We start from the raw sequence: 21826 nt of genomic DNA, 5'->3' as shown, positions 1-21826 counted from the left end.
ACCGGTGACGGAATACTCGGGGCGGTACGTCTACCCGCCGCCCATATCAGTGGGCCGTTTGATTGCCACGGGGCGACCCTACGCAACGACTCGGGCCCCGCCCTGATGGCCAATAACCTCCGAACCGATGGTCCCGTATTCCTAAACCGCGCATTCTCAGCGACCGGCGCCGGAGGCGGCGGGACAGCGGATCTAGCGGGTGCCCACATTGGTGGCCAGCTGGCCTGCGGCGGAGCGACGCTCCGCAACGACACAGGCCCCGCACTGATGGCCAATCACCTTCGGACCGACAGCTCTCTACTTCTGCGCGGCGGATTCTCAGCGACCGGCGCAGGAAAGGACGGAGCAGTACATCTACGCATGGTCCGCGTTGGTGGCCAACTGGAGTGTCACGGAGCGACGCTCCACAACGACACAGGCCCTGCCCTGGCTGCCGGCAAACTCCAGACCAACGGGCCCTTGTTTCTCGAGTGCGGCTTGTCGGCGAGCGGGGGCGGAGAGGGCCCGGTGCTGGATCTGACCGACCTTCGAGTCGGAGGGGCATTCTTTTTCGATCCGACGTTGTTACAGCACGTCGACGACATGCATGCTCGGCTGAAAGTCGACGGATTGGACTACACGGGGTTGCCGCGGGGTATCTCGTCCGACGCGTGGCTGAGGTTGCTGAGCGAGGCCACTCCGGCGTACGCAGCCCAACCGTACCGGCAGCTGGCCGCGGCGCATCGGGCGGCGGGGCATGACCGAGAAGCTCGGCGCGTGCTGATCGAGCAACGACGGGACCAGATCCGACGACGTGCGCTGACTGGACGAGCCGCGCGTACGTGGGCCCGTCTCACCGGGCTCCTCCTCGGCTACGGCTACCAGCCCTGGCGAGCGCTCGTGGGCCTGCTCGCCACGCTCATCCTCGCTGCCCTATTCACCACGAGTTTGGGAGCCCATGGCGGACTAGCGCGAACCCAAACGCCATCGACCCCGACACCAGCTGCGTGCACGTTTGTCGAACGCGTCGGAGTCGGACTCGACCTCGGCACACCGTTGATCTCAACCGGAACGCGCACACGCTGCGACACCACCAACAGCGCCACCGGCCAGACGCTCACCGTGCTGGGCTGGGGACTCCGGCTGCTCGCGTGGGGCTTCGCCACCCTCTTCATCGCAGGATTTACCGGCGCGGTCCGCAAGACATGACCCAGGTAGAAATAGGCTTCCGGCGTCCCAACCACTGACCCTTCACCTTGCAAAAGTGGGGGTCCGTCCCTTTCAGGCGCGCCTGTTACTGGTCAGACGGATCCGACGGTTGTCTGGACTGGCTCTGATGTCCCTGGCCGCCGCGTGCTCGCAGTCATCATGGCTGTCATTGATCAACTAAGTGGCCACCTGGGTAGCCGCACCCTCTCCGCTGAGAAGCTCGACCGCATCGCGAACCTCGACGTGCTCGGCCTCGCGACGGCACCTGCGATGTGATGTCGCACTGGTTCCGAACGAGAACATCGTTATCCGACGGAGACCTGCTTACCGTGGCTTCTCCCGCCGTTTTTTCAAGGAGAACCATGATCTGCATTGACTGCGCGACACAAGGCATGAGCGAACCGGCCGTCGGGGTCTGTGTGCACTGCGGCGCCGCCACCTGCCTTGTGCACGTGGCCATCCAGACGTTGTCGGCCTCGGCGCCGGGCGTCGTGGCACCTCGCCAGGCCCGGCGCATGATCACCTGCGCCCACTGCGGCGAACCCCGAACCACTCCAACCCGCGCCCGGCACAAGGCCACTGTGATCGACCGGTAAGTCTCGTCATGCCAGAACGACGGGAGCCGCTGCCGTCCAACCGGACACCGGCGGCTCCCGTCGTTCTGGCATGACACAAGAACACCTGACCGCCCAATCCGTAGTTCTAACGCTGACCTGGGGATACACGGAACGCCTGATCGCGACAGGCCGGAGTTGCGCGAACTGGGCACCTGTGAGCAGCAGTTCGTGGACCAGAGTGTGGACCAAGATCCAGAAGCTGAACGTACGTCTAGTGCTACGCCTCGGCGTGTGATCCAAGCCTCCGCAGTTCGTCCATACAGAGTCGCCCAAACTCACTGACAGTCCACTCATTGCCAAACATCAGGCCGCCCTCACCCTGCCCCGTGATCATGCCGAGCGTCTCCAACCGCGCAAATATCGCGTCGAGAACGTGGCCAACCTCCGGCAACTCGTCGGCGATGGCACGGTTCTGACCTGCAGCTTCACGCTTCTGCCAGGCCTGCCCAGCGACCATGTGCAGAAGAACCTTTAGATCCGAGGGGTCGAGCACGGCAACGCTCGAAAAGATCCGGTCCTTCTCGTCGACGACAGCCGTATCTGTTGCCAGCACACCCTCCGCCGCGATGCGCCCATAGAACCGCACCCGCTCCTCGTCGACCGTCCGCTGAGCAACTTCGAGCGCGCGACCGAGGAGCTCGAGCTTCCGGTCGTCATCCATCGCGGTGGCCAACAGTGCTCTGAGTTCTGGCCGGTCGCGCGCAGCGCCGCCTCGACCCGTGCTCGTCGTCGCACTACCAGACGTGTGAATGCCATCTCGGCGGTCTTACCCAGCCCTGCCGCAGCGCCTCCGATGGCGGCGGCAGACATCGGATCCATACCCGCGTACATCGCCATGGTTTCGCCGGCTCATTGGCGACGTTGCTAACGACGTCACCGGCAGCGATGCGCATTACGCTGGCGTTCCCCGTGAGTCCCCGCGTGCGCCCCGTTGATCGGCACGCGGGGGCGCGCGAGTCCGCGCTACTCGCCGCTAGCCTCCGGCAGTGCCGGGCGTCGCGCGGCGAGCAGCACCTGCGGGCGCTGCGGTGGCTGCGCAGGCATCCGCAGGTCGGCGATCAACTCCAGACCGGCGTCGGCCAGCATTCCGGCCAGCTCTTCGGGGCGGTACAGGTGAGTCGTCCAGGACACCGGCAGGCCGCCGTAGCCCTTGGTCCGCGGCACGTCGCCGTCGCCGACATGCGTGCCAACAAGGGCCTGACCACCGGGCACGAGCGCCTCAGCGAAGGTCTTCAGCACACCGGGTAGCTCCTCACGCGGAAGGTTGAACAGCGACCACCAGCCGAGCACGCCGCCGAGCGATGCCGGCGCGAGGTCGAGTTCGGTCGCCGAAGCGACAGAAAACCGCAGGTCGGGGTAAAGCCGCCGGGCGTGCTCGACCATGCGCGGAGACAGGTCGACACCCGCAGCGTCCAGCCCGAGCTCGGTGAGGTGCGCAGTGATGGTGCCCGGGCCGCAGCCGACGTCCAGGACCGGGCCGAGCCCGCGGACGGACTCGGCGAAGGCGGCAAGCGCGGCCCGTAGCCACGGCACCTCCTCCAACCGACCCACACCAAGCTCCACATAGACGTCGGCGACCCGGTCATAGGACTCACGGACCGGCAGAAGATCGGATGGCTGCACGGAGGGCACCCTATCGAGGCATGACAAACGCGAGCAGAGACGCTTGCCAGCCCCGAAGGGAGCAGAGATTCAAGGGCGCACGGCCTCGTACGCTCTTGAGAACCGGCCTTGAACCGGGGTTTTCGGTCAAGGGCGCAAGAGCGCACGGAGTCACAGGGCCCGTGCGCCCTTGCCTCACCCGGACTCCCGACCTGGCAACGTCGGCGCGGGGAAGTGGCGGGGAGCCGTCGCGCCGGAGAAGGATCTGCTTCCCCGGCTCCCCTCCCCCGCTCCGCTGTTGCCACCTGCGGTTTCTACACGGAAGGGGAGAAGGGGAACGAGGGGAACGGCCTCCCGCGGTCCCCGGTATCGGGTGGTTTCGCGGTCAGGGACGGACAGGTGGCCCTCCCCTCTCCCCTCGCGGTGAACCCGATCGCACCCCGCCGGCCACGTCGGCACAACTTCCGGCGGAAGGACGCGCACATCCCGGATGACGTGCACTTCCACGACCTCCGCCACAGCGGCAACGAGCTGGCCGCCGAAGGTGGCGCGACGGCGCGTGAGCTGATGGCCCGGATGGGCCACTCGACCACGCGGGCCGCGCTGCGGTACCAGCGTGCACAGCGCGAGCGTGACCACACGATCGCCGACTCGATGAGCCGCAACATCGAGTCCGCGCGCAAGCGCACGCAGGGCAAGCGCGCCCGTCGGCGGGGGCGCGGCTGGGGCGAGGGGCACGCAGGGGCAAGGCGGGAGGTACGGCCGCCTGATATGGCAAGGCCAGGTAAGAGGAAATGCCCTCTGACCTGGCCTTCGTCATGTCTACAGTGGAGTGGAGCTGAGGGGAATCGAACCCTGACCCCCGCCTTGCAAAAGCGCCGGCCAACACCATCCCCGGCGTCCTCTGCTGGTCAGACTGACCCTGCTGTTGTCTCCGCTGCCTCGCTGGATGGTGCAGACGTCGTTTCGCAGTCATCATGACCGTCATTGATCAACTTCGCCTCGTCGTGCTCGACACCCGCACGAACTTGGCTGCGCCGGCGCTGCCGGCCGCAGCACTGAGTAAGACCGCTGCGTCGACCGATTGGCCGGCACCGAACTGCCCCACGACAGCATCGAACTCGTCGACGGCGACGTCCCCTGCTCCCCCTGCCTGCTGCAGTTCATCCCCCGGGGCCCGCGGCCCCAACCCGGTGGAGCAGAGCTGGCGCGAATGGTGAGCCCTGCGACTGCGCGCGGAGATGTGAAAGCACACGGCGGGAATACGAGGGACGGAGTTATATTCAAGGGCCCACTGAGGTCGCCCCGGGGTCTGTCTGATCAGGCCGGCGTGGTGGCGGAGGAGCTGGGGGCGGTGGTGCGAGATGCTGCGAAACCGACACAGCGAGCGGGTTGAGTTCGACCGGTTGGTCGACGCCGTGCGGGCGGGCCAGAGCCGGGTCCTGGTGGTGCGCGGCGAGCCGGGTGTGGGCAAGACGGCCTTGCTGGAGTACGTCGCCGAGGTCGCCCGGGGGTGTCGGGTGGTGCGCGCGGCCGGAATCGAGTCGGAGACGGAGCTGGCCTTCGCGGGCCTGCACCAGGTGTGCGCGCCGATGCTGGATCGGCTGGCGTGGTTGCCGGACCCGCAGCGGGTCGCGCTGGAAACGGTTCTGGGGCTGGGCACCAGCGCGAGCCCGCCGGATCGGTTCCTGGTCGGGTTGGCCGTGCTGAGCCTGCTGGCGGAGGCCGCCCGCAGGCGGCCGCTGATGTGCCTGGTGGACGACGCGCAGTGGCTGGATCAGGCCTCGGTGCAGACGCTGGCGTTCGTGGCGCGGCGGCTGTCGGCCGAGTCGGTGGGCGTGGTCTTCGCCCTGCGAGAGTCGCACGAGACCGGAGAGCTGACGGGGCTTCCGGAGCTGGTGATCGGTGGTCTTCGCGACGAGGACGCGCGGGAGTTGCTGGACTCGGCGCTGCAAGGACCGCTGGACCCGCAGGTGCGGGACCGGCTCCTGGCCGAGACACGGGGCAATCCGCTGGCGCTGTTGGAGCTTCCAAGCGGGCTGAGCCTAGCCGAGCTGGCGGGTGGGTTCGGGCTGCCGAGCATCAAGGGGCTACCGAGCCGGGTCGAGGAGAGTTTCCACCGGCGGCTGGCGCTGCTGCCGCCCGAGACGCGGTTGCTGCTGCTGGTCGCGGCCGCCGAGCAGAGTGGCGAGCCGGTGCTGTTGTGGCGCGCGGCCGAGCGCCTCGGCACCGGAATCGCAGCGGCGGCGCCGGCGGAGGAGACGGGCCTGGTCACGTTCGGTCCGCGGGTGTGGTTCCGGCATCCGCTGGTGCGCTCGACCGTCTACCGGGGCGCCTCTCCGGAGGATCGGCGCCGCGTGCACGCCGCGCTGGGCGCGGTCACCGACCCGGAGCGGGAACCGGATCGACGGGCGTGGCACCGCGCCCACGCGGCCGCGGGGCCCGACGAGGAGGTCGCGGCCGAGCTGGAACGCTCGGCCGGGCGGGCCCAGGCCCGCGGGGGCGTGGCCGCGGCCGCGGCGTTCCTGGAACGGGCCACCGAACTGACCCTCGACCCGGTCCTGCGCGCCGAGCGAGCACTCGCCGCCGCGCAGGCCAAGCACCAGGCCGGCGCGCCGGATGCGGCGCTGGGACTGCTGGCCACTGCTGAGGCGGGCCCGCCCGACGAATTCCGCCGTGCCCGGTGCGAGCTGCTGCGTGCCCAGATCGCGTTGGTCAATAGGCGCGGCCGCGACGCTCCGCCGCTGCTGCTGAGGGCGGCCGTCCGGCTCGCGCCACTCGACGCGCGGCTGGCCCGCGACACCTTCCTTGGGGCACTGGAGGCGGCGGCTTTCGCCGGCCCGCTGGCCAGAGGCGGGGGAATCCGGGAGGTCGCCGAAGCCGCGCGGGGCGCGCCCCCGGCCCCGCAGCCGCCACGCCCCCTCGACCTGCTGCTCGACGGTCTGACCCTGCAGGTCACGGAGGGTTACGCGGCCGCCGTGTCGCCGCTGAAGCGAGCGCTTGACGCATTCCGCAGCCCGGACCTCGCCCCCGAGGACGGCCTTCGCTGGACGTGGTTCGCCCTGGTCACCGCCCGCAACCTGTGGGATGACGAGACATTCGACCTGCTCACGCGCCAGCACGTCCGGATCGCCCGAGACACCGGCACGCTCGCCGAGCTTCCCCTCGCCCTGCAAACGCGCGTGTGCGCACAAGTGGTCGCCGGCGAGCTGACCGCGGTCGCGCCGTTGCTCGAGGAGAGCGCATCGGCCGCCGAGGCGACCGGAACCGAGCTCCCACCCTACGGCGGCCTGCTGCTCAAGGCCTGGCAAGGGCGGGAAACCGAGTTCCACAACCTGAGCGAACCGGTCGTCGCGGGCGCGGCCGCGCGGGGCGAGGGCATTGCGCTGGCCGCTACGGCGTGGACGAGCGTGGTGCTGTACTTGGGGCTGGCCCGCTACGACAACGCGCTCAGGGCAGCCCAGCGGCTCATCGAGTCGGACAACCCGGGCCAGCGGTTCGTTTCCCAATGGGGTGCGGCAGAGCTGATCGAGGCGGCCGTCCGGACCGGGGCACGCGACGCCGCTGCCGAGACGTGGGCCTGGTTCTCGCCGCTGCTGCGGGCCGCCGGCACCGACTGGGCATTGGGCGTCGAGGCCCGCTCACGCGCGCTGCTCGCCGACGGGCCGGCCGCGGAGGACGCCTACCGCGACGCCATCGACCATCTCGGCCGCACCCTCGTCCGACCCGACCTGGCCCGGGCGCACCTGCTCTACGGCGAATGGCTGCGCCGGGAACGCCGCCGTCGCGACGCCAAAGACCAGCTGCGTGCCGCGCACAACCTGTACTCGACGATGGGCATGACCGGCTTCGCCGAGCGCGCCGCCCGCGAGCTGGAAGCGACTGGCGAAACCATCCGCACCCACGCCACCGAGACCAGCAGCGACCTCACCGCCCAGGAAGCCCAGATCGCCCACCTCGTCCAGAACGGCCACACCAACCCCGACATCGCCGAACGGCTGTTCCTCAGCCCCCGCACCATCGAACAGCACCTCACCCGCATCTACGACAAGCTCATGACACCACCGAAACCGCCGTCTCCTCCGGCGCCACCGTGACCGTCCTTGCCGCCGGCGACGGGGTCGGCGATCTTCTTCCGGTGCCAGGTTCAGGCCCCGCTTCTTGCCTATTCCCAGCGCCGTGCCGATCTCCGCGCCGGATCGGCCTGATCCACACGCGCGGGGCTTATACCCCCACTGACGCTGCGTACGTAACTCTTCCGTAGTTCTTCCGAAGCGAACCCCGAGGCCGCCAGCCACTCTGAATGGGTACGAAACACCCGCGCACGAGGAAGGAAAAGCGACGAACACCTTGAGTGAGCTCGGCGCGCTGCACCTGACCCGCCCAGGTACCGCCGCCGGGCCGGACACCTGGGCCGCCTGGCACGAGCGCCGCGCGCTCGTGCTGGACGCCCTGGCCGCCGAAGGCAGCACGCTCGCAGCTGCCTCCGCCGCGGCGGCACACCGCAAGGCAACCGAACTTAGGAAGTAATCGGCTGAAACCGGACGGAGCCATGGGCGGCGGCCCGAGGACCGTGCGTCGCACGGGCGGCGCGCGAGGGCGCTGCCGGTCAAGCAGTCGGCCGGCAGCGCCACCTCCACAGTTCTCAGCGACGGTTGCCACGGTCGCAGCCGGGCTGATCATTCGCGGCGCTGCGCACGATGGACGTCTCCCAGATCGACATCGCCCGATCCACATCGTCGACGGCGCCGACACCTCCTCCGCCCCGTAGGCCAGGTCCGCGGTGGGTGCCCCAGGGCCACCTCATCCTCGCTCTGGGCCACCCGCCGCGCGGCCGACCAGCCACCGCCAGCCTCGGGCGCGATCTGCGCGCCGCGACCGCGGCGCCCTGCCCCCTGACGACTGTCTGCACTGGTAGACGATCGTCGTTTGTGGACTGCCGGATCGCGGATTGGCGTTCGTCCTCGGGCCGGCGCCCCCGCCAACCATGGCATGGGCGGTACCCGCCCGGCGGTGCCGCAAAACCACCCGTCAGGGCTGGTGACCTGCACGTTTCCACCGGCGCCGGGCGGCCTGGCGGGTTAGGCTCGCGCCTAGTACTGCCGGGCGACCGGCAAGCCGGGGAGGTCGATGGCCACGCGCGCGGGACGACCGGTCTCTGGTGCCCGGCTATGTGGAGCCGATGCCGGCCATTGCGGACGGCGGTCGACTGCGCGACGACCCGAAGTACAGCTACGAGTTCAAGTGGGACGGCTACCGCTCCATCATGCGGGTCGCGGCCGACGGCACGACGGTGCTGACCAGCCGCAACAACAACGACTTCACCGGCCGGTTCCCCGAGCTCGCTGGTGCCCTGGCCGACGCGCTGCGCGGCCGGCGGGCAGTGCTGGACGGGGAGATCGTCGCCCTCGACGACGCGGGGCGGCCGGACTTCGGGCTGCTGAAGAACCGCGGCACCAACGCCGCCGCGGTCGCCTACTTCGTGTTCGACGTCCCCACACGACATGCGCTCGTGCTGTGTGACGTTCGCGGCTTTCCCGTCGCGGGCCGCAGAGGGTGCGCTAGCCACCCGTTGAGCGCACACGTGATTGTGACTGTGCACGCCTAGTTGTCACCAAGCGGCGTGAGCGACGCCGCGGTTTGGTCGTTCGTGTGCGGGATGGTTGTCACCGGATGTGCACGACTTCTGTCACCAGCTCCTGGGGCCGCCCGGCGAACGTCGTCGCGGTGAAGTCCACGTGCTCGGCGAACGACGTGCCGCTGAACCACGCACAGTCCAGGAACTTCGCCCCGTGGCAGCGGAAGTTGCCGATCAGGCGGCCGCTGCCGTGCTGGCGGCGGTGAAGTACTCGGCCGCCGGCCGGCGCGGTGGCGTTGGCGAGCTGGTCGCGAAACGCCGCGTACGCCCGGTCCTGGTCACGGTTGTGCGCCAGCTGCCCGATCACGGCGATCTGCACGACCAGGCACAGCATCAGCGCGCCGACGATCGACAGCGCCTGCCCGGTCACCCACACCGCCGCGGATTTCCCCGTCGGCGGTGCGGCGGTGACCATCTCGATGGTCACCATGTGCGGCGGGCGTCCGCCCTGCGGCGCCGGACCGCGATGAGCGCCACGGCGCCCAGCCCGATCAGCACGGCCGCGGCCAGAACGAAGAACCCGAGGTCGAAGCCGGTGTAAGCCAGCGTGCGACCGGGCACGGAGGTGCCGAGGTTCTCCCCCGCGCCGCCACCCGAGCCGGGCGTGCCGGTGTCACCGGGCGGGACGGTCACCGAAGTGTCGCTTGTGGACGTGCTCGACGACGCGTCGGTGGCCGAGGTCGTCCGGGTGTCGGAGACCGGACCCGAGGACGTCGTCGTGACGGTCGTCGAAGTCGGCGTGGTGGTGGTTCTGGGCGAGGTCGTCGACGTCCGCGGGGTGGTGGTCGTCGACGTGGGCGAGCTCGTCGACGTGCGGGTCGAAGTCGAGGTTGAGGTACCCGTGTACGCCGCAGGGAACACCGCGGCAGCTGTTTCGCCCTCGGAAGGGCGAGTTGTCATGCAGAGCTGCCAGCACGCGCTCCCGCAGGGGAAGTTCGCCGGGCACAACGTCGCTGCCGATCTTCTCGGTGAGGAGCTCGTGCGGTTCGAGCCGGTCCCGTACGTCACCTGTCTTTCTCTGGGACCGGCGGGCGCGGTGGTGACCTCGGGCTAGGACCGCGACGTGCGGATGACCGAGCACATCGCGAAGGAACTCAAGCGCACGATCAACGAACAGTGGATTTACCCGCGAGGCCAGGGCGCTTTTTCGCGGGCGTCCCACGGCCACCTTGGCGGCCACCCTGAGCCTCGTTGCGCATTCCGGCCGGCGGGTACGTGGAGCGGCTGGGCCGGTTCCGTTGCTCCTCCTAACTTCGTCGTCACGACCCGGTCCACGGTGGACCGGTGGTGACACGGTGGTCACCGCGCAGAACGGATAGAGGAAGCCATGACACTCACCAGCAATGCCGCTGAGTCCTCAGCGACCGCAGCCGGCCTGGAACGCGAACTCGTCGGGCGGGCGACCGAGCTCGTGCCGATGATCCGGGAGCACGCGGCGGAGTCGTCCGCCAACCGGGCCGTGGTGCCGCAGGTGATGAAGGCCCTGGAGGACGCGGAATTGTTCAAGCTCTTCGTCCCGAAGCGCTTCGGTGGCCACGGCGTCGGAATGCGGACCACGATGGAGGTCCTGTCGGAGATCGGCCGTGGTGACGGCTCGACGGCGTGGGCCGCGTCTTTGCTGAACGTGTGTACCTGGTTCGCCACGACCTTCTCGCTCCAGGCGCAGCACGATGTCTTCGGCGAGAACCCGAACGCGAAGGTCTCGGGCATCTTCACCCCGGGTTCGAAGGCCGAACGCGTCGACGGCGGTTACCTCCTCAGTGGACGGTGGCCCTACTCCTCGGGCTCGTTCGCGGCCGACTGGGCGGCACTCGGGATCGCGTTGTCGGTCGAACCCGGCCAGGACCCGAGGGCGCTGGCGCTCGTGCCGAAGGAAGCGTGGACGATCGACCCGACCTGGTACGTCGCGGGCATGCAGGGCTCCGGCAGCGACACGATCGTCGTGGAAGACCACTTCGTGCCCGATCACCGGATCCAGCCGTTCGCGGACATGCAGCAGGCCCGGTACCTGACCCCGTACCAGGCCGAAGAGCAGAACTCCAACATGGCCTTCATCGCGGTCGCCGCACTGGTTCTCATCTCACCGCAGCTGGGCCTCGCCCGGCACGCGCTGGAGATCACGCGCAAGAAGCTCGGGGGCAAGCCAGTCGCCTACACCGTGTACCGGGAGGCACGGAACTCCCCCGCGCACCAGCTCGGCGTGGCGAAGGCGGCGACGAACATCAACCTCGCCCACCTTCTCGCGAGGGCGGCCGCCGACGAGATCGATGCCTGGGCCGCCGACCGTCGTCTGCCCGACATCGAGACCCGCGCACGAATCCGGAACGACACGGGCGTCGTCGCGGAGCTGGTGAACTCGGGGATCGACTCGCTGATGACGGCCAACGGCGCCGGCTCGTTCGCGGACGTCAACGTGCTGAACCGGATCTGGCGCGACGCGGCCATCGGCGCCCGGCACGCCTACGTCACCCCCGAGGTCGGCAAAGAGGTCTACGGCCGGGTCCTGCTGGGCACCGAAGACGCGCTCACGATGGACATCTGACGCCGACCCACCTTCCAGGAGATCCCATGGACGCACGAACTGTGCCGCCGGACGGGCCCGCGCACTCCGGTCCCGGCGAACCGCCGGCGACCGGGGTGTCGGTCGAGGAGCTGAAAGCGGCCTTCCGCAACCATCCGGCCGGGGTCGCGGTCATCACCGCCGACGCGGGTGACGGGCCGGTCGCGATGACTTCGAGCTCGGTCGCGTCGGTGAGTGCCGACCCGCCCCTGATCATGTTTTCGGCGTCTGCCCGGTCCTCCAGCACGCCCACGATCCTGCGGGCGAAGACGGTGGTGATCCACCTGCTGGCCGCGGAGCAGCTCAGCCTCGCGAAACTCGCGGCCACCAGCGGGGTGGACCGGTTCGACGGCACGATCCCGTGGAGCCGCCTGCCCACCGGCGAGCCGCACTACCACGGCGTTCCGGTGCGGATCAGGGCTCGCGTTGTGAGCACCGTGGCGGCGGGAAGCTCCACGGTCGTCGTGGCGCAGGCTCTCCAGGCCGACCTCTCGGTCACGGCACAGGCACGAGGAGCGCTCGTGTACCACGACCGTGCGTGGCACGAGCTGAGCGGTCGCTCTCGCGTGGCTTGACACCCCGGAGATGACACCTGCTGCGAAAGAAGTGCTGGGCACCGTGGTTGCGGTGCCCAGCACTTTCGTGTTCGAAGCCGTGCGGCGAACCTCATCCTGAAGCCTGGACTGGCGTGCCCCTCAGCGCTGCGAGCAAGAGGCCGCGGACCTCATCCGGCCACAGCCGGCGCGGGTTCGCGTACGGCTGCGAGAAGACCTGCCGCATCACTTCGTCGAGGTCGCTTTCCGCGAGTCCCAGCTCGCCCAGTGACGGGGCGGCGCCGGCGAGCGCGCCGAGGCGTGCCAGTTCCGATGCGGGCGCCGCCACGCCGAGGGCGCGGGACATCGCGGCATCGGCCGCCGGCGCGGCCGGCAGATTGAATGCGGCCACGTACGGCATCAGGATGCTGTGGGTTTCCGCGTGCGGCAGGTCGAAGGTGCCGCCGAGGATGTGACACAGCTTGTGGTGCAGCGACATCGTGGTCTGGCCCAGGCAGAGGCCGCACAGCCAGGAGCCGCGAAGCGCCAGCGTGCGTGCGGGGAGATCGCCCGGTTCGTCGATCAGGATCGGCAGCGCTGTCGCTAGGGCTCGGGTGCCCTCCTCGGCCATCAGTGACGTGACCGGCGACGCGTCCGGGGCATACAGGGCCTCCATCGCGTGCGCGATGGCGTTGAGGCCGCTGAGTCCCGATACTCGCGGCGGCAGCCGCCGCGTCAGCTCCGGGTCGTAGACGACGCTGCGCGGCAGAACCCCGATGTCGCGTCCGGTGCGTTTCCGGCCGTCTTCGGTGATTCCCCAGATCGGGGTCATCTCCGAGCCCGAGTACGTGGTCGGGACCACGATCACGGGTAAACCGGTCCGTCGGGCGACGGCCTTGCCCAGCCCGATGACGGAGCCGCCGCCGATCGCGACGCAACCGTCCGCGCCGAGGCGGCCGACCTCCTCGCACGCCGCCCGCACCACCGATGCCGGGACGTGCATGCGGGCGTCTTCGAAGTGTCCGGCGACCCGGCGCCCAAGGAGCGTGGACACCAGCTTCACGTCCTCGGCACGTCCGGGCGTGCCGACGACGACGAGGCGGTCAAGGCCGAACCGATCCGCCTCGGCCGGCAGCTCGGCCACCCGGCCCGCACCGAACACCACGCGCACGGGTAGCGGCTCGTAGGTGAAACCGGGCGTGCTCACGGCTTCCTCTGCAGCACGAAGTCGACCTCGGCGTGGGTGAAGGGCGCGGCCACGCCGAACCGCTTCGCGGTCGCTTCGTCGCGCTTCACCGCGAAATCGGTGAGCAGACTGCGTTTCACCGCGAACACGGCGTCGGACTCGACGTAGGGGCTGTTCCTGACGAACGCGTGCGTGGTGACTTCTTCGTGGCCTTCGGCCCGGACGATGAAGTGGACGTGCGCGGGCCGGAACGGATGGCGGTTCGCCTTCTCCAGCAGCACGCCCACCGGACCGTCGGTCGGAATCGGATAGTGGCTCGGGACCACCGAACGGAACCAGTACCGCCCTTCGGCGTCCGCGTGGAAGAGGCCCCGCCCGTTCCCGGCGGGCTGCACGTCCGGCTGCTGGACGTCGTAGAACCCCTCCTCGTTGCACTGCCAGACATCGATCTCCGCGCCGGGGAGCGGAGTGCCGTCGCTGCCGAGGACACGGCCGGACACCACACACTGATCGGGGCCGTTCATCAGATCGATCGAGTCGCCCAGCGCACGAGCGGGCGACTCGGTCAGATGAAACGGCCCGAGGACCGTGCTTTCGGTTCCTTCCTGCTGGCCGTTGAGCGTCTCCACCATCATCGACACCCCGAGCACGTCCGAGAACAGGATGACCTCTTGCCGGGTGTCGGTGCACGTCTTTCCCAGCGCGGTAACGAATTCGACCGCGGCGTTCCACTCCGCCATGGTCGGCTTCACCTCGCGCACGAAGTCGTGCAGGTGCCGCACCGCGCTCTCCATGATCTCCCGCAACCGGCGGTCAGGAGTGTCCCGAAAGCTGTCGATCACCGCCGAAGTCGCCGTCTCCCAGGAGAAGTCCATCAGGCCGCGCCCCGAACGGAACGGTCGGTGCTCTCGAAGTGGCGGACCTCGGGCTCGTCGGCGAAGAAGCCCGCGACGTGTTCGGCGAACCGTTTGCCCGCGTCGCTCGCGGGAAAAGCCACCAGGTGGTCCTCGAGCCGCTCCCAGCCGACGCGGAGCAGATACGTCGAGCGATGCTCCGCGTCGCGGAAGAGTTCCACGCTCGTGCAGCCCTGCGCTTGCGCGAGCAGGGACCTGGCTGCGCGGAACGCCTCTTCGAAGTCGCTCTCGCGTCCGCCGGCGATCCGCAGGTAAGCCTGCTCCACCACCATTGTCACTCCATTCCGTCCGGCGGGCTTCGGCCACCCGCGCGCGTCGACCGTAGGACAGCCGTCGGTTGCGGCGTGCCCTGATCGCGACGGCGCAGGACGGATCGCGAAACCTTTGCCGGGAACGGAACAGCGGCCCGGTCTACCGCGCGTTCCGCAGCGTGGCCGACGGTGTTTCGCCGAACTGCTCGCGGTAGGCGCGGGAGAAACGCCCGAGGTTCGAGAACCCCCAGCGGTTGGCGATGTCGCTCACGGAACCCGAGCTCGCCCGCAGGTCCTGCCGTGCGCGTTCGAGGCGGACGCGCCGCAGATAGGTCATCGGGGTCATACCCAGGTGTTCCTGGAAGCCCTGCTGCACTCGCCGGCCGCTGACGCCGGCGTGGCGGGCCAGGTCGGCGAGCGACCAGGACCGCTCCGGCTCCGCGTCGAGGACGTCCAGCACTCGCTTGATCGTGCGCGGACGGGCCGGTGGCCGCGGTTCGTACAGCTCGGCCGAGTAGTTGTGGAGGTGGGCGAGCACCAGGCCGTCGACGACCATGGATTCCAGGTGCTCGCGATGCCGCTCCGAGCGGTGGACCAGGCTTTCCGGATCGGCCAGCTCGGACAGCAGGAGCTTCACTGTGGACAACCAGCTTCGCCCGGCGCCCGACGTGAGGGAGAAATCGAGATCGAACCCGACGGAGGTGCCCACCGGGTGACCGAGGAGGCCCTCCAGCTCCGCCTCCAGAGCCCGGGTGGAGATCTTGACGCAGATCTGTTCGGCGTCGGCCGCCCAGCGCGGCAGGTACGTGTGCTCCGACGGGGTGAACACCGCGGCGTGCCCCGGTGTCGCGATCATCCCGCGCGGCCCGCAGTGCGACTCGATGGCCCCGAACGTCGGGATGTTGACGTGGTAGGCACCCAGAGCCCCCGGGTCGACGCTGGTTTCGGTTCCGAAACAGACGTACCCGACGGTGAGGTGCTTCAGCTCCGCCGCGCTGAGGTGGGAGCTCGGGAGCACCGGGGCGGCGTGTTCCCGCACTTCGACTTTCGCGGGGTAGAAGACGCTGTTCAGATTCTCGCGGAAGACCTCGAACCCAGTCGCCCGGCACAGCTGGCGCAGACTCCACCGCCCCGAGTCGTCACCTTCGACTCGCGGGGCCGGATCGGTCTTCGCCGCTGTGTGGTCCATCGGCGCGCTCCTTTGCGCTGGTCATCGGCCGGAGGCACTCGCCATCGTAGGTCACGCCCAGGGCGCCGCTGTCCTCGTCGCGCAGCGTTCGGCCCAAAAGCGAAACCCGCGCTTCGCGAACCGGACACCCGGACGGCGCGCACGAAGCGGGTCTTCCCCCGCGCACAGGACGCGGCGAACACCCCAGGGTCCCTCGTGCTTCGTGATACGTCCGGTGGAAAGTGCGCCACGCACCGCGCGGCGCACTTTCCGCCGTTCAGAGCAGTTCGAGAGCCGCGACGATCGCCGACGTCTCGGTGCGCGTGGTGTAGTCGGGGTGGACGTCGATCCAGCGGATGGTGCCCTCGGCGTCGACCAGGACGACGGTGGGCATCGGGATGCCGCGGGTGCCGTCGGCGTTGAGGTCGGCCAGGTCGAGGCCCAGGGACTGCTGCGCGGCGCGGACCTCGTCGGTCGGGGCGGTGAGCACGCCCAGGCCCGCGGCGATCTGGTTGCCCGGGTCGGACAGCACCGTGAAGGTGAGCTCGTTCTTCTCCGCCATGGTCAGCGAGCCGTCCGGCTTCTGCGGGCTGACGGCCACGAGCTCGACGCCGCGGCCGGCGAGCGCGGGCACGAGCTGCTCCTGGTAGGCGCGCAGCGCGACGTTGCAGAACGGGCACCAGGCGCCCCGGTAGGTCACGACGACGGCAGGCTTGCCGGCGCGCGCCGCGGCCAGCGTGGTGGCGGTGCCGTGCGCGTCGAGCAGGTCGCCGTCGGGCATCGCCGCGCCGGCGGACAGCACGCCCGCGGGCATGCCGGCCGCGACGAGCCCGGCCTGCTCATCGCCGAACGCCGTCGCGACGTCGGCCGGCAGCTGCCCGGCCATGCCCGCCTGGAGTACCTCGACCCGCTCGGCGATGGTGGTGTTGATGGTCGTCACATCAAACCTTTCGACGTCCTGGGAGTGCCGGGACAACCGGCGAGAACTGGATTGCTCAATCCAGTAGTACTCACGCCGGACTGGATAGTCAAATCCAGTCTGCGAGGATCTCCGTAGACTGGGGGCATGAGCGAGACGGCGGCCGCAGCGACGACTCGGCTGACCGCGCGCGGGCTCGCCACCCGGGAGCGGATCGTGACCGCGGCGGCGCAGCTGATGTTCGAGCGCGGCGTGGCGGGCACCAGCACCCCGGACGTGCGCGACGCCGCTGGGGTCAGCTCTTCGCAGATCTACCACTACTTCGCGGACAAAGGCGCCCTGACCAGGGCCGTCATCGAGCTGCAGACGACCAGGATCATCGGGGGCCAGAGCGAGCTGCTGTCCCGGCTCGACAGCTTCGCCGCCCTGCGCGCGTGGCGCGACGCGATCGTGGGGATCCAGCACGACCTGCAGTGCCAGGGCGGCTGCCCCCTGGCGACCCTCTCGGGCGAGCTAGCCGAACACGACGCCGCCGCGCGCGCCGCCATCGCCCGCAGCTTCACACTCTGGGCCGAAGCGATCCGCAACGGGCTCCAGCACATGATCGAGCACGGCGTGCTGCGCGAGGACGCCGACGCGCACCACCTGTCGCTCGCCATACTGGCCGCACTGCAGGGCGGGCTCGTCCTCGCCCAGGCGCAGCGCAACACCGAGGGCCTCGAAGCCGGTCTCGACGCGATGATCGAGCTCGTCGAGCACTACGCCACGGCGCGGAAGTAGCCAGAACCGCCCACAGTGGACTGTCTGTGGGCTGGGTGGAACCCCAACCGGAATCCCTTCGCGGAAAACATTTCGGCAGTGTACGGCTTACCATCGCCTTACGAATTTTCGTGGGCCTCGACTGGTTCAGCAACGTCATCGCGAAAATACTCGGCCAGAACCACTTCGACTGGGATTCTTCGATTTCAACCTCGTGAACCAGGACACCGCATTCTCCAGCAGGCCGTAAGCAGCACGCACATCGCGCCGCTGCACTGGTTCTACGGCAGCGTCGTCCTGCCGAACTTCGGCTTCTTCGAAGGGTTCCTGCCCCTGGCGGAACTCGGCGTGGCCCTCGGCCCCACCTTCGGGCTGCTGACGCGCATCGCGGTCATCGGCGGCCTGCTGGCCGCTGTGACCGAGATCAGACCCGCCGGCTTCCGGCGCCGCGCCGACCGGCGGATCGCCCGGGTGCACGGCCTGACCCGAACCCATCGACAATTCCTTCCGATAGCGCAGAAACTCCACATGGACCGAGTCGGCGGCCACCCGCCTTCCCCGGAATAGCCCCGAAATCGGCTAGGTTGCAGTCGATCACCACGTTTCGAATCCCCCGAGCCGAGGAGCACGAATGTCTTCCGACCCCACCGTTGTACTGGCCCACGGCGCTTGGGCCGACGGTTCCAGCTGGAGCAAGGTGATCGACCAGCTTGAACAAACCGGCGTGCGGGTTCTCGCGGCGTCGTTGCCGCTCACGACGTTGGCCGGCGACACAGAAGCGCTGGACCGCGCACTGGAGCACGTGGGCGGCCCGGTCGTGCTGGTCGGGCACGCTTACGCCGGCGGTGTCCTCGGCGGGGTGACGGCGCCGAACGTCAAAGCTCTGGTCTACGTCGCCGCGCTGGCCCCGGACGAAGGCGAGACCGTCGGCGACGTCTTCGGCCGAGGCACGCCCCATCCGCAAGCCCCGGCGCTGGCCCCCGATTCACACGGCTTGATCTGGCTGCCCGACGAAGCCTTCGCCGCCGCCTTCGCGCCGAACGCCACGGCCGAAGAACAGGTGCGCCTGCGGGCGTTGCAGCGGCCGATTTCCGGCGCCTGCATCACGGTCCCGGTGAACCGGCCACGGTGGCGCGGCGTGCCCTCGTGGTACTTGGTCACCGAACAGGACCGCATGATCCCGGCCGAAAACCAGCGGTTCATGGCCGAGCGCATGGGCGCCGAGATCCGCGTGCACGACGTCGACCACACGCCATCGGTGACGGCCCCCGGCGTGGTTTCCGACCTGCTCCGCGAAGTGGTCGCGAAGGTCAAGGCGAACCAGGCGTAGCCGCTCGAGGTCACCACCGGCCGCCCGGTCCCGCGCGGCCGGTGGTGACCTTTCGACCGTGCTCGAACCTCAGCCGAACGTGAACGAGTACGCCTGAAGGCCCGGGCTCAGCTTCAGCGTCACCGTGCCCTGTTGGGGCGTCGGGGTCTGGACGACGGCGTGGATGTCCGGGCTGCCGGAGACCGGGATCGTCTTCGTGACACCGCCGGCGGTCACCGTGACGGTGCCCGTGCCACCGACGTCGAGGTAGACCGTGGAGGCGTCGTAGGTGAGCGTGAGGGAGGCGTCGTCGCCGGCGGTGAGGTATTCGGGGGTCGTGGTCCACTTGCCCTGGAGGTCGACGGGGGCGCCGCCGGCGCCGCCGCGCTCGGATCCGAGATAGGTTTCCGGGCTCTGCAACGGGTTCGTGGGGGTGTCGTCGGCGACGTCGGTGCGCGGGGGCAGCGTCTGGGCCGGGTTGGCGGTGGTCAGCAGTTCGCGGATGAGCGACTCGGTGCCGTCGTAGTCACCCTCGCCGATGGAGACGTGGCGGACGTGCCCGGTGGCGTCGGCGAGGTACTCGGCGGGCCAGGACTCGTTCTTGAACGCGTTCCAGGTGGCGTAGTCGTTGTCGATCGCCACGGGATAGGTGATGTGCTGGCGGGCGGCGCCGGCCGCGACGTTGGCGGGCACGTGCTCGAACGCGTACTCCGGCGTGTGGACGCCGACGATCTCCAGGCCCGCGTCGTGGTAGCGCTGGTACCACGCCTCGACGTGCGGGATGGCGCGCTGGCAGTTGATGCACGAGTAGGCCCAGAAGTCGTAGAGCACGAATTTCCCTTGCAGCGCCGCCGGTTTCCCGCCGGGCGTGTTCAGCCACTGGTTGATCCCGACCAGCTGGGGCGCGGTACCGCAGTCCTGCAGCTCGTCGGACGGGTCGCACGCCTGCAGGCCGCCGCCCACCTTGTCCGCGCCGAGGGCCTGGTTCAGCCCCGCGGTGTAGTCGGGGATGGCGCGCTGCAGCGCGTCGGTGACGTTGAACGTGAGCGCGACGGCCAGGCCGATCACCACGATCCCCGCGGCGATGCGGACCTGCCGCTGCCGGTCGCGGAACGCCTTCACCCGCTCGGCGACGCGGTTGCCGGCCATCGCGAAGAACAGCAGCGGAATCGCCGTGCCGACGGCGAACGCGATGGTGAGCGCGACCGTCGACGCGCCGATCGTGTGCGTCGCGCCGGCCACGGTGATGGCCGCGAGCACCGGCCCCGCGCACGGCACGTAGACGGTGCCGAGCGCAAGCCCGAGCACGAACGCACCGCGGTCGCCGGGCACGGATTTGCGGCCCAGGCGGACAAACGGGCGTTCCAGGAGGTCTTGCACGCGCGGGAACATCATCGCGACGCCGAGCACCACCAGCACCACGAGCCCCGCCCAGCGCAGCACGTCGCCGGGCAGGTGCAGCGCCGCCAGCACGAGCGTGCCCAGCAGCGTGACGAGGCTGAAGCTCAACGCCAGCCCCGCGACGATGAGGAACGGCCGGCGACGCGTGGGTGCGGCCACCACGCCGCTCGCCCCGCCCGTCATGAACAACACCGGCAGAACCGGGAGAACGCAGGGCGAAATGCCGGTGATCAGCCCGCCCACCAGGCCGATCAGCACCAACGTGATCAGGGTGACCTCCTCTGTCTTCGCACAGAGTAGGCCGGGTCCGGCCGCGGCGGCCGGTCCCGCGTGGACAGTCAGGGATTCGTAACACTCTTGCGCAGCCCGGCCTCTTCCAGCAGCGGCACGATCTGGGTGCCGAAGAAGTCGAGTTCGGGCTGGTAGTCGTAGAACGTCAGCTGAACGCCGTCGATGCCCGTTTCGTGCAGCCGGTGCAGCTTGTCCGCGACCTCCTCGGGCGAGCCGACGATGTGCAGGTGCCCGCCGACCGCGCGGCCACGGGCGGAGTGCTCGAGCCACGACTGGCTGTCGCCCGCGGTGTGGCGGTCGGTGAACGCGCCGATCGCGCCGAGGTCGGCGTGGTCCATGATCGCCTGGTAGCGCGCGTGCGCCTCAGCGCTGGTGGGCGCCGAGACGACCGTGGGATTGATCACCACACGCACTTCGCGGCCCTGATCCCGCGCCGCCTGCTTGACCTTTTCCACGTGCGCCGGCAACGCCTCCAGCGCGCGGTCGATGTTCTCGCCCGCCGGGCTGGAGATGAACACGAGGTCGGAGTTGCGGCCCGCGAACGCGAAGCCCGCCGGGGAGCCGCTGGCGGACACCAGGATCGGGCGCCCGTACTTCGGCCGCGGCGAGGCGTAGGCCTCCTGCAGCGAGTAGTGCTCGCCGTGGAACGTGAGGTTGTCCTCGCCCGCCCAGAGATCCTTGCACACGGCGACGAACTCGTCGGCCATCGCGTAGCGCTTGTCGTGCTCGGGCTTGAGCTGGCCGAACATCGCGGGCTCGGTGTCGGCGTACCCGGTGACGATGTTCGCGCCGAAGCGCCCACCCGAGATGTGGTCGGCCGTCGCGAGGAACTTGGCCAGGTGCAAGGGGTGCCACGGCCCGTAGAGCACGTGCACCGTGCCCAGCAACAGGATCGACTCCGTCGCCGACGCGAGCGCGATCGCCGAGACGAACGGGTCGAGGAAGTTCTCGCGGTAGTGCGTCTCCCCGCCGAACCCGCCCTTGGGCAGCCACTGCGACAGCCCGAACGCGATGTCGAACCCGAACTTCTCCGCCTGCTGCGTCAGCGCGCGGTTGTAGTCGAACGTCCAGTCCGTCCCGCGCGGCAACGTCGACTGCGACCACCCACCCGTCTGCAGCGGCAGGAACACACCCAGCAGCAACGGCTGTCGCAACACGCGGCTCAACGGGCTGTCCGGGAAATCCTGCGGTTGCGCCGGCTCCGCCAGCCCGGCCCGATCACGTACGGACATGCACCACTCCTCGCCCTCGTCCGCCGCGACAATAGGTTGGACGTCAGACGTCTGGCGAGTCTGTCCAAGATCTGGGACTCACCGCCGAGCGAGAGCGGCGACCAGGTCGGGACATCGGACACGTCGAGCAGCACGGTCGGGGTGGGCCGCCGCGAAAGCGTGTGCAGCGTCACCGGAATCGCAGCGCCGGCCCCGCACGACGACCAGCGCACCGTCCTCCCCCCAGCCCTCGCACCGCCTCTCCGAACCACCGCGCCC

The 21826-nt window shown here is 69.5% G+C and carries 22 protein-coding genes; 10 read left to right on the top strand and 12 right to left on the bottom strand.

Annotated elements, in window-relative coordinates; translation table 11 throughout:
• Nucleotides 1-507: 507 nt before the first annotated feature.
• Nucleotides 508-1188, top strand: coding sequence for a hypothetical protein (locus tag QRX50_RS21855; protein ID WP_285973769.1), 681 nt, complete (start codon nt 508-510; stop codon nt 1186-1188).
• Between the two features lie 144 nt (nt 1189-1332).
• Nucleotides 1333-1464, top strand: a complete 132-nt coding sequence (locus QRX50_RS21850) for a hypothetical protein (RefSeq protein WP_285973768.1) — start codon at nt 1333-1335, stop codon at nt 1462-1464.
• 558 nt (nt 1465-2022) lie between these two features.
• On the opposite strand, the gene QRX50_RS21845 is transcribed toward QRX50_RS21850, so the two are convergent.
• A complete protein-coding gene (locus QRX50_RS21845; protein WP_285973767.1) occupies nt 2023-2466 on the bottom strand; it encodes a hypothetical protein in 444 nt (147 codons plus the stop codon).
• A 302-nt stretch (nt 2467-2768) separates the two neighbouring features.
• Nucleotides 2769-3437, bottom strand: coding sequence for a class I SAM-dependent methyltransferase (locus QRX50_RS21840; protein ID WP_285973766.1), 669 nt, complete (start codon nt 3435-3437; stop codon nt 2769-2771).
• A 1334-nt stretch (nt 3438-4771) separates the two neighbouring features.
• On the opposite strand from QRX50_RS21840, the gene QRX50_RS21835 reads away from it, so the two are divergent.
• The 3 genes from QRX50_RS21835 (at nt 4772) to QRX50_RS21825 (ending at nt 9015) form a co-directional block, all read left to right on the top strand.
• Nucleotides 4772-7504 carry an ATP-binding protein gene (locus QRX50_RS21835; protein WP_285973765.1) on the top strand — a complete coding sequence of 911 codons (2733 nt, stop codon included), beginning with the start codon at nt 4772-4774 and terminating at the stop codon, nt 7502-7504.
• 253 nt (nt 7505-7757) lie between these two features.
• Nucleotides 7758-7937, top strand: coding sequence for a hypothetical protein (locus tag QRX50_RS21830; RefSeq protein WP_285973764.1), 180 nt, complete (start codon nt 7758-7760; stop codon nt 7935-7937).
• Nucleotides 7938-8589: 652 nt separating this feature from the next.
• Entirely contained in the window at nt 8590-9015 is a 426-nt protein-coding gene (locus QRX50_RS21825) for an ATP-dependent DNA ligase (RefSeq protein WP_285973763.1), read from the top strand.
• A 58-nt stretch (nt 9016-9073) separates the two neighbouring features.
• Here the strand turns inward: QRX50_RS21825 and QRX50_RS21820 are convergent, their stop codons facing one another.
• Both QRX50_RS21820 and QRX50_RS21815 read right to left on the bottom strand, forming a co-directional pair.
• Complete coding sequence (locus QRX50_RS21820; RefSeq protein WP_285973762.1) at nt 9074-9475, bottom strand: hypothetical protein; 402 nt, start codon at nt 9473-9475, stop codon at nt 9074-9076.
• A complete protein-coding gene (locus QRX50_RS21815; protein WP_285973761.1) occupies nt 9469-9678 on the bottom strand; it encodes a hypothetical protein in 210 nt (69 codons plus the stop codon). The genes QRX50_RS21820 and QRX50_RS21815 overlap by 7 nt, the downstream gene beginning before the upstream one ends.
• 4 nt (nt 9679-9682) lie before the next feature.
• On the opposite strand from QRX50_RS21815, the gene QRX50_RS21810 reads away from it, so the two are divergent.
• The 3 genes from QRX50_RS21810 (at nt 9683) to QRX50_RS21800 (ending at nt 12180) form a co-directional block, all read left to right on the top strand.
• The gene (locus tag QRX50_RS21810; protein WP_285973760.1) at nt 9683-10099 is read left to right on the top strand and encodes a hypothetical protein; all 417 of its coding nucleotides are present in this window, start codon (nt 9683-9685) and stop codon (nt 10097-10099) included.
• 273 nt (nt 10100-10372) lie between these two features.
• Nucleotides 10373-11587, top strand: a complete 1215-nt coding sequence (locus QRX50_RS21805; protein WP_285973759.1) for an acyl-CoA dehydrogenase family protein — start codon at nt 10373-10375, stop codon at nt 11585-11587.
• 26 nt (nt 11588-11613) lie between these two features.
• Nucleotides 11614-12180, top strand: a complete 567-nt coding sequence (locus QRX50_RS21800) for a flavin reductase family protein (protein ID WP_285973758.1) — start codon at nt 11614-11616, stop codon at nt 12178-12180.
• A 91-nt stretch (nt 12181-12271) separates the two neighbouring features.
• Here QRX50_RS21800 and QRX50_RS21795 read toward each other — a convergent pair whose 3' ends face one another.
• From QRX50_RS21795 to QRX50_RS21775, 5 genes are all read right to left on the bottom strand, one after another.
• On the bottom strand, nt 12272-13309 hold the full coding sequence (locus tag QRX50_RS21795; RefSeq protein WP_285973757.1) for a maleylacetate reductase: 1038 nt from the start codon (nt 13307-13309) through the stop codon (nt 12272-12274).
• A 32-nt stretch (nt 13310-13341) separates the two neighbouring features.
• Nucleotides 13342-14199: a dioxygenase family protein gene (locus tag QRX50_RS21790; RefSeq protein ID WP_285973756.1), complete on the bottom strand. Its 858-nt coding sequence runs from the start codon at nt 14197-14199 to the stop codon at nt 13342-13344.
• Nucleotides 14199-14510 carry an antibiotic biosynthesis monooxygenase family protein gene (locus QRX50_RS21785; protein WP_285973755.1) on the bottom strand — a complete coding sequence of 104 codons (312 nt, stop codon included), beginning with the start codon at nt 14508-14510 and terminating at the stop codon, nt 14199-14201. The genes QRX50_RS21790 and QRX50_RS21785 overlap by 1 nt, the downstream gene beginning before the upstream one ends.
• 139 nt (nt 14511-14649) lie before the next feature.
• Nucleotides 14650-15678: a helix-turn-helix transcriptional regulator gene (locus QRX50_RS21780; RefSeq protein WP_285973754.1), complete on the bottom strand. Its 1029-nt coding sequence runs from the start codon at nt 15676-15678 to the stop codon at nt 14650-14652.
• A 256-nt stretch (nt 15679-15934) separates the two neighbouring features.
• Nucleotides 15935-16597: a peroxiredoxin-like family protein gene (locus QRX50_RS21775; protein WP_285973753.1), complete on the bottom strand. Its 663-nt coding sequence runs from the start codon at nt 16595-16597 to the stop codon at nt 15935-15937.
• 126 nt (nt 16598-16723) lie between these two features.
• On the opposite strand from QRX50_RS21775, the gene QRX50_RS21770 reads away from it, so the two are divergent.
• Nucleotides 16724-17356, top strand: a complete 633-nt coding sequence (locus QRX50_RS21770; RefSeq protein ID WP_285973752.1) for a TetR/AcrR family transcriptional regulator — start codon at nt 16724-16726, stop codon at nt 17354-17356.
• A 135-nt stretch (nt 17357-17491) separates the two neighbouring features.
• On the opposite strand, the gene QRX50_RS21765 is transcribed toward QRX50_RS21770, so the two are convergent.
• The gene (locus QRX50_RS21765) at nt 17492-17884 is read right to left on the bottom strand and encodes a hypothetical protein (RefSeq protein WP_285973751.1); all 393 of its coding nucleotides are present in this window, start codon (nt 17882-17884) and stop codon (nt 17492-17494) included.
• An 82-nt stretch (nt 17885-17966) separates the two neighbouring features.
• On the opposite strand from QRX50_RS21765, the gene QRX50_RS21760 reads away from it, so the two are divergent.
• Nucleotides 17967-18665, top strand: a complete 699-nt coding sequence (locus tag QRX50_RS21760) for an alpha/beta fold hydrolase (RefSeq protein ID WP_285973750.1) — start codon at nt 17967-17969, stop codon at nt 18663-18665.
• A 69-nt stretch (nt 18666-18734) separates the two neighbouring features.
• On the opposite strand, the gene QRX50_RS21755 is transcribed toward QRX50_RS21760, so the two are convergent.
• Nucleotides 18735-20303 (bottom strand): cytochrome c biogenesis protein CcdA, encoded by a 1569-nt coding sequence (locus QRX50_RS21755; protein WP_285974523.1) that lies wholly within the window; start codon nt 20301-20303, stop codon nt 18735-18737.
• Between the two features lie 80 nt (nt 20304-20383).
• Nucleotides 20384-21568 carry an LLM class flavin-dependent oxidoreductase gene (locus tag QRX50_RS21750; RefSeq protein ID WP_285973749.1) on the bottom strand — a complete coding sequence of 395 codons (1185 nt, stop codon included), beginning with the start codon at nt 21566-21568 and terminating at the stop codon, nt 20384-20386.
• Nucleotides 21569-21826 lie beyond the last annotated feature (258 nt).

It is taken from the genome of Amycolatopsis sp. 2-15 (assembly GCF_030285625.1).
In the GTDB taxonomy this organism is placed as follows: Bacteria; Actinomycetota; Actinomycetes; order Mycobacteriales; family Pseudonocardiaceae; genus Amycolatopsis; species Amycolatopsis carbonis.
The sequence above is the reverse complement of the archived record's forward strand: the minus strand, read 5'-3'. Positions and strand labels throughout refer to the sequence as shown.

Bases quoted from the DNA above. Each gene is read 5' to 3' on its own strand.
- QRX50_RS21845 (WP_285973767.1), bottom strand. From the start codon at position 2,466: ATGGATGACGACCGGAAGCTCGAGCTCCTCGGTCGCGCGCTCGAAGTT.
- QRX50_RS21835 (WP_285973765.1), top strand. From the start codon at position 4,772: ATGCTGCGAAACCGACACAGCGAGCGGGTTGAGTTCGACCGGTTGGTC.
- QRX50_RS21825 (WP_285973763.1), top strand. From the start codon at position 8,590: ATGCCGGCCATTGCGGACGGCGGTCGACTGCGCGACGACCCGAAGTAC.
- QRX50_RS21820 (WP_285973762.1), bottom strand. From the start codon at position 9,475: ATGGTGACCATCGAGATGGTCACCGCCGCACCGCCGACGGGGAAATCC.
- QRX50_RS21805 (WP_285973759.1), top strand. From the start codon at position 10,373: ATGACACTCACCAGCAATGCCGCTGAGTCCTCAGCGACCGCAGCCGGC.
- QRX50_RS21800 (WP_285973758.1), top strand. From the start codon at position 11,614: ATGGACGCACGAACTGTGCCGCCGGACGGGCCCGCGCACTCCGGTCCC.
- QRX50_RS21790 (WP_285973756.1), bottom strand. From the start codon at position 14,199: ATGGACTTCTCCTGGGAGACGGCGACTTCGGCGGTGATCGACAGCTTT.
- QRX50_RS21785 (WP_285973755.1), bottom strand. From the start codon at position 14,510: ATGGTGGTGGAGCAGGCTTACCTGCGGATCGCCGGCGGACGCGAGAGC.
- QRX50_RS21780 (WP_285973754.1), bottom strand. From the start codon at position 15,678: ATGGACCACACAGCGGCGAAGACCGATCCGGCCCCGCGAGTCGAAGGT.
- QRX50_RS21770 (WP_285973752.1), top strand. From the start codon at position 16,724: ATGAGCGAGACGGCGGCCGCAGCGACGACTCGGCTGACCGCGCGCGGG.
- QRX50_RS21760 (WP_285973750.1), top strand. From the start codon at position 17,967: ATGTCTTCCGACCCCACCGTTGTACTGGCCCACGGCGCTTGGGCCGAC.
- QRX50_RS21750 (WP_285973749.1), bottom strand. From the start codon at position 21,568: ATGTCCGTACGTGATCGGGCCGGGCTGGCGGAGCCGGCGCAACCGCAG.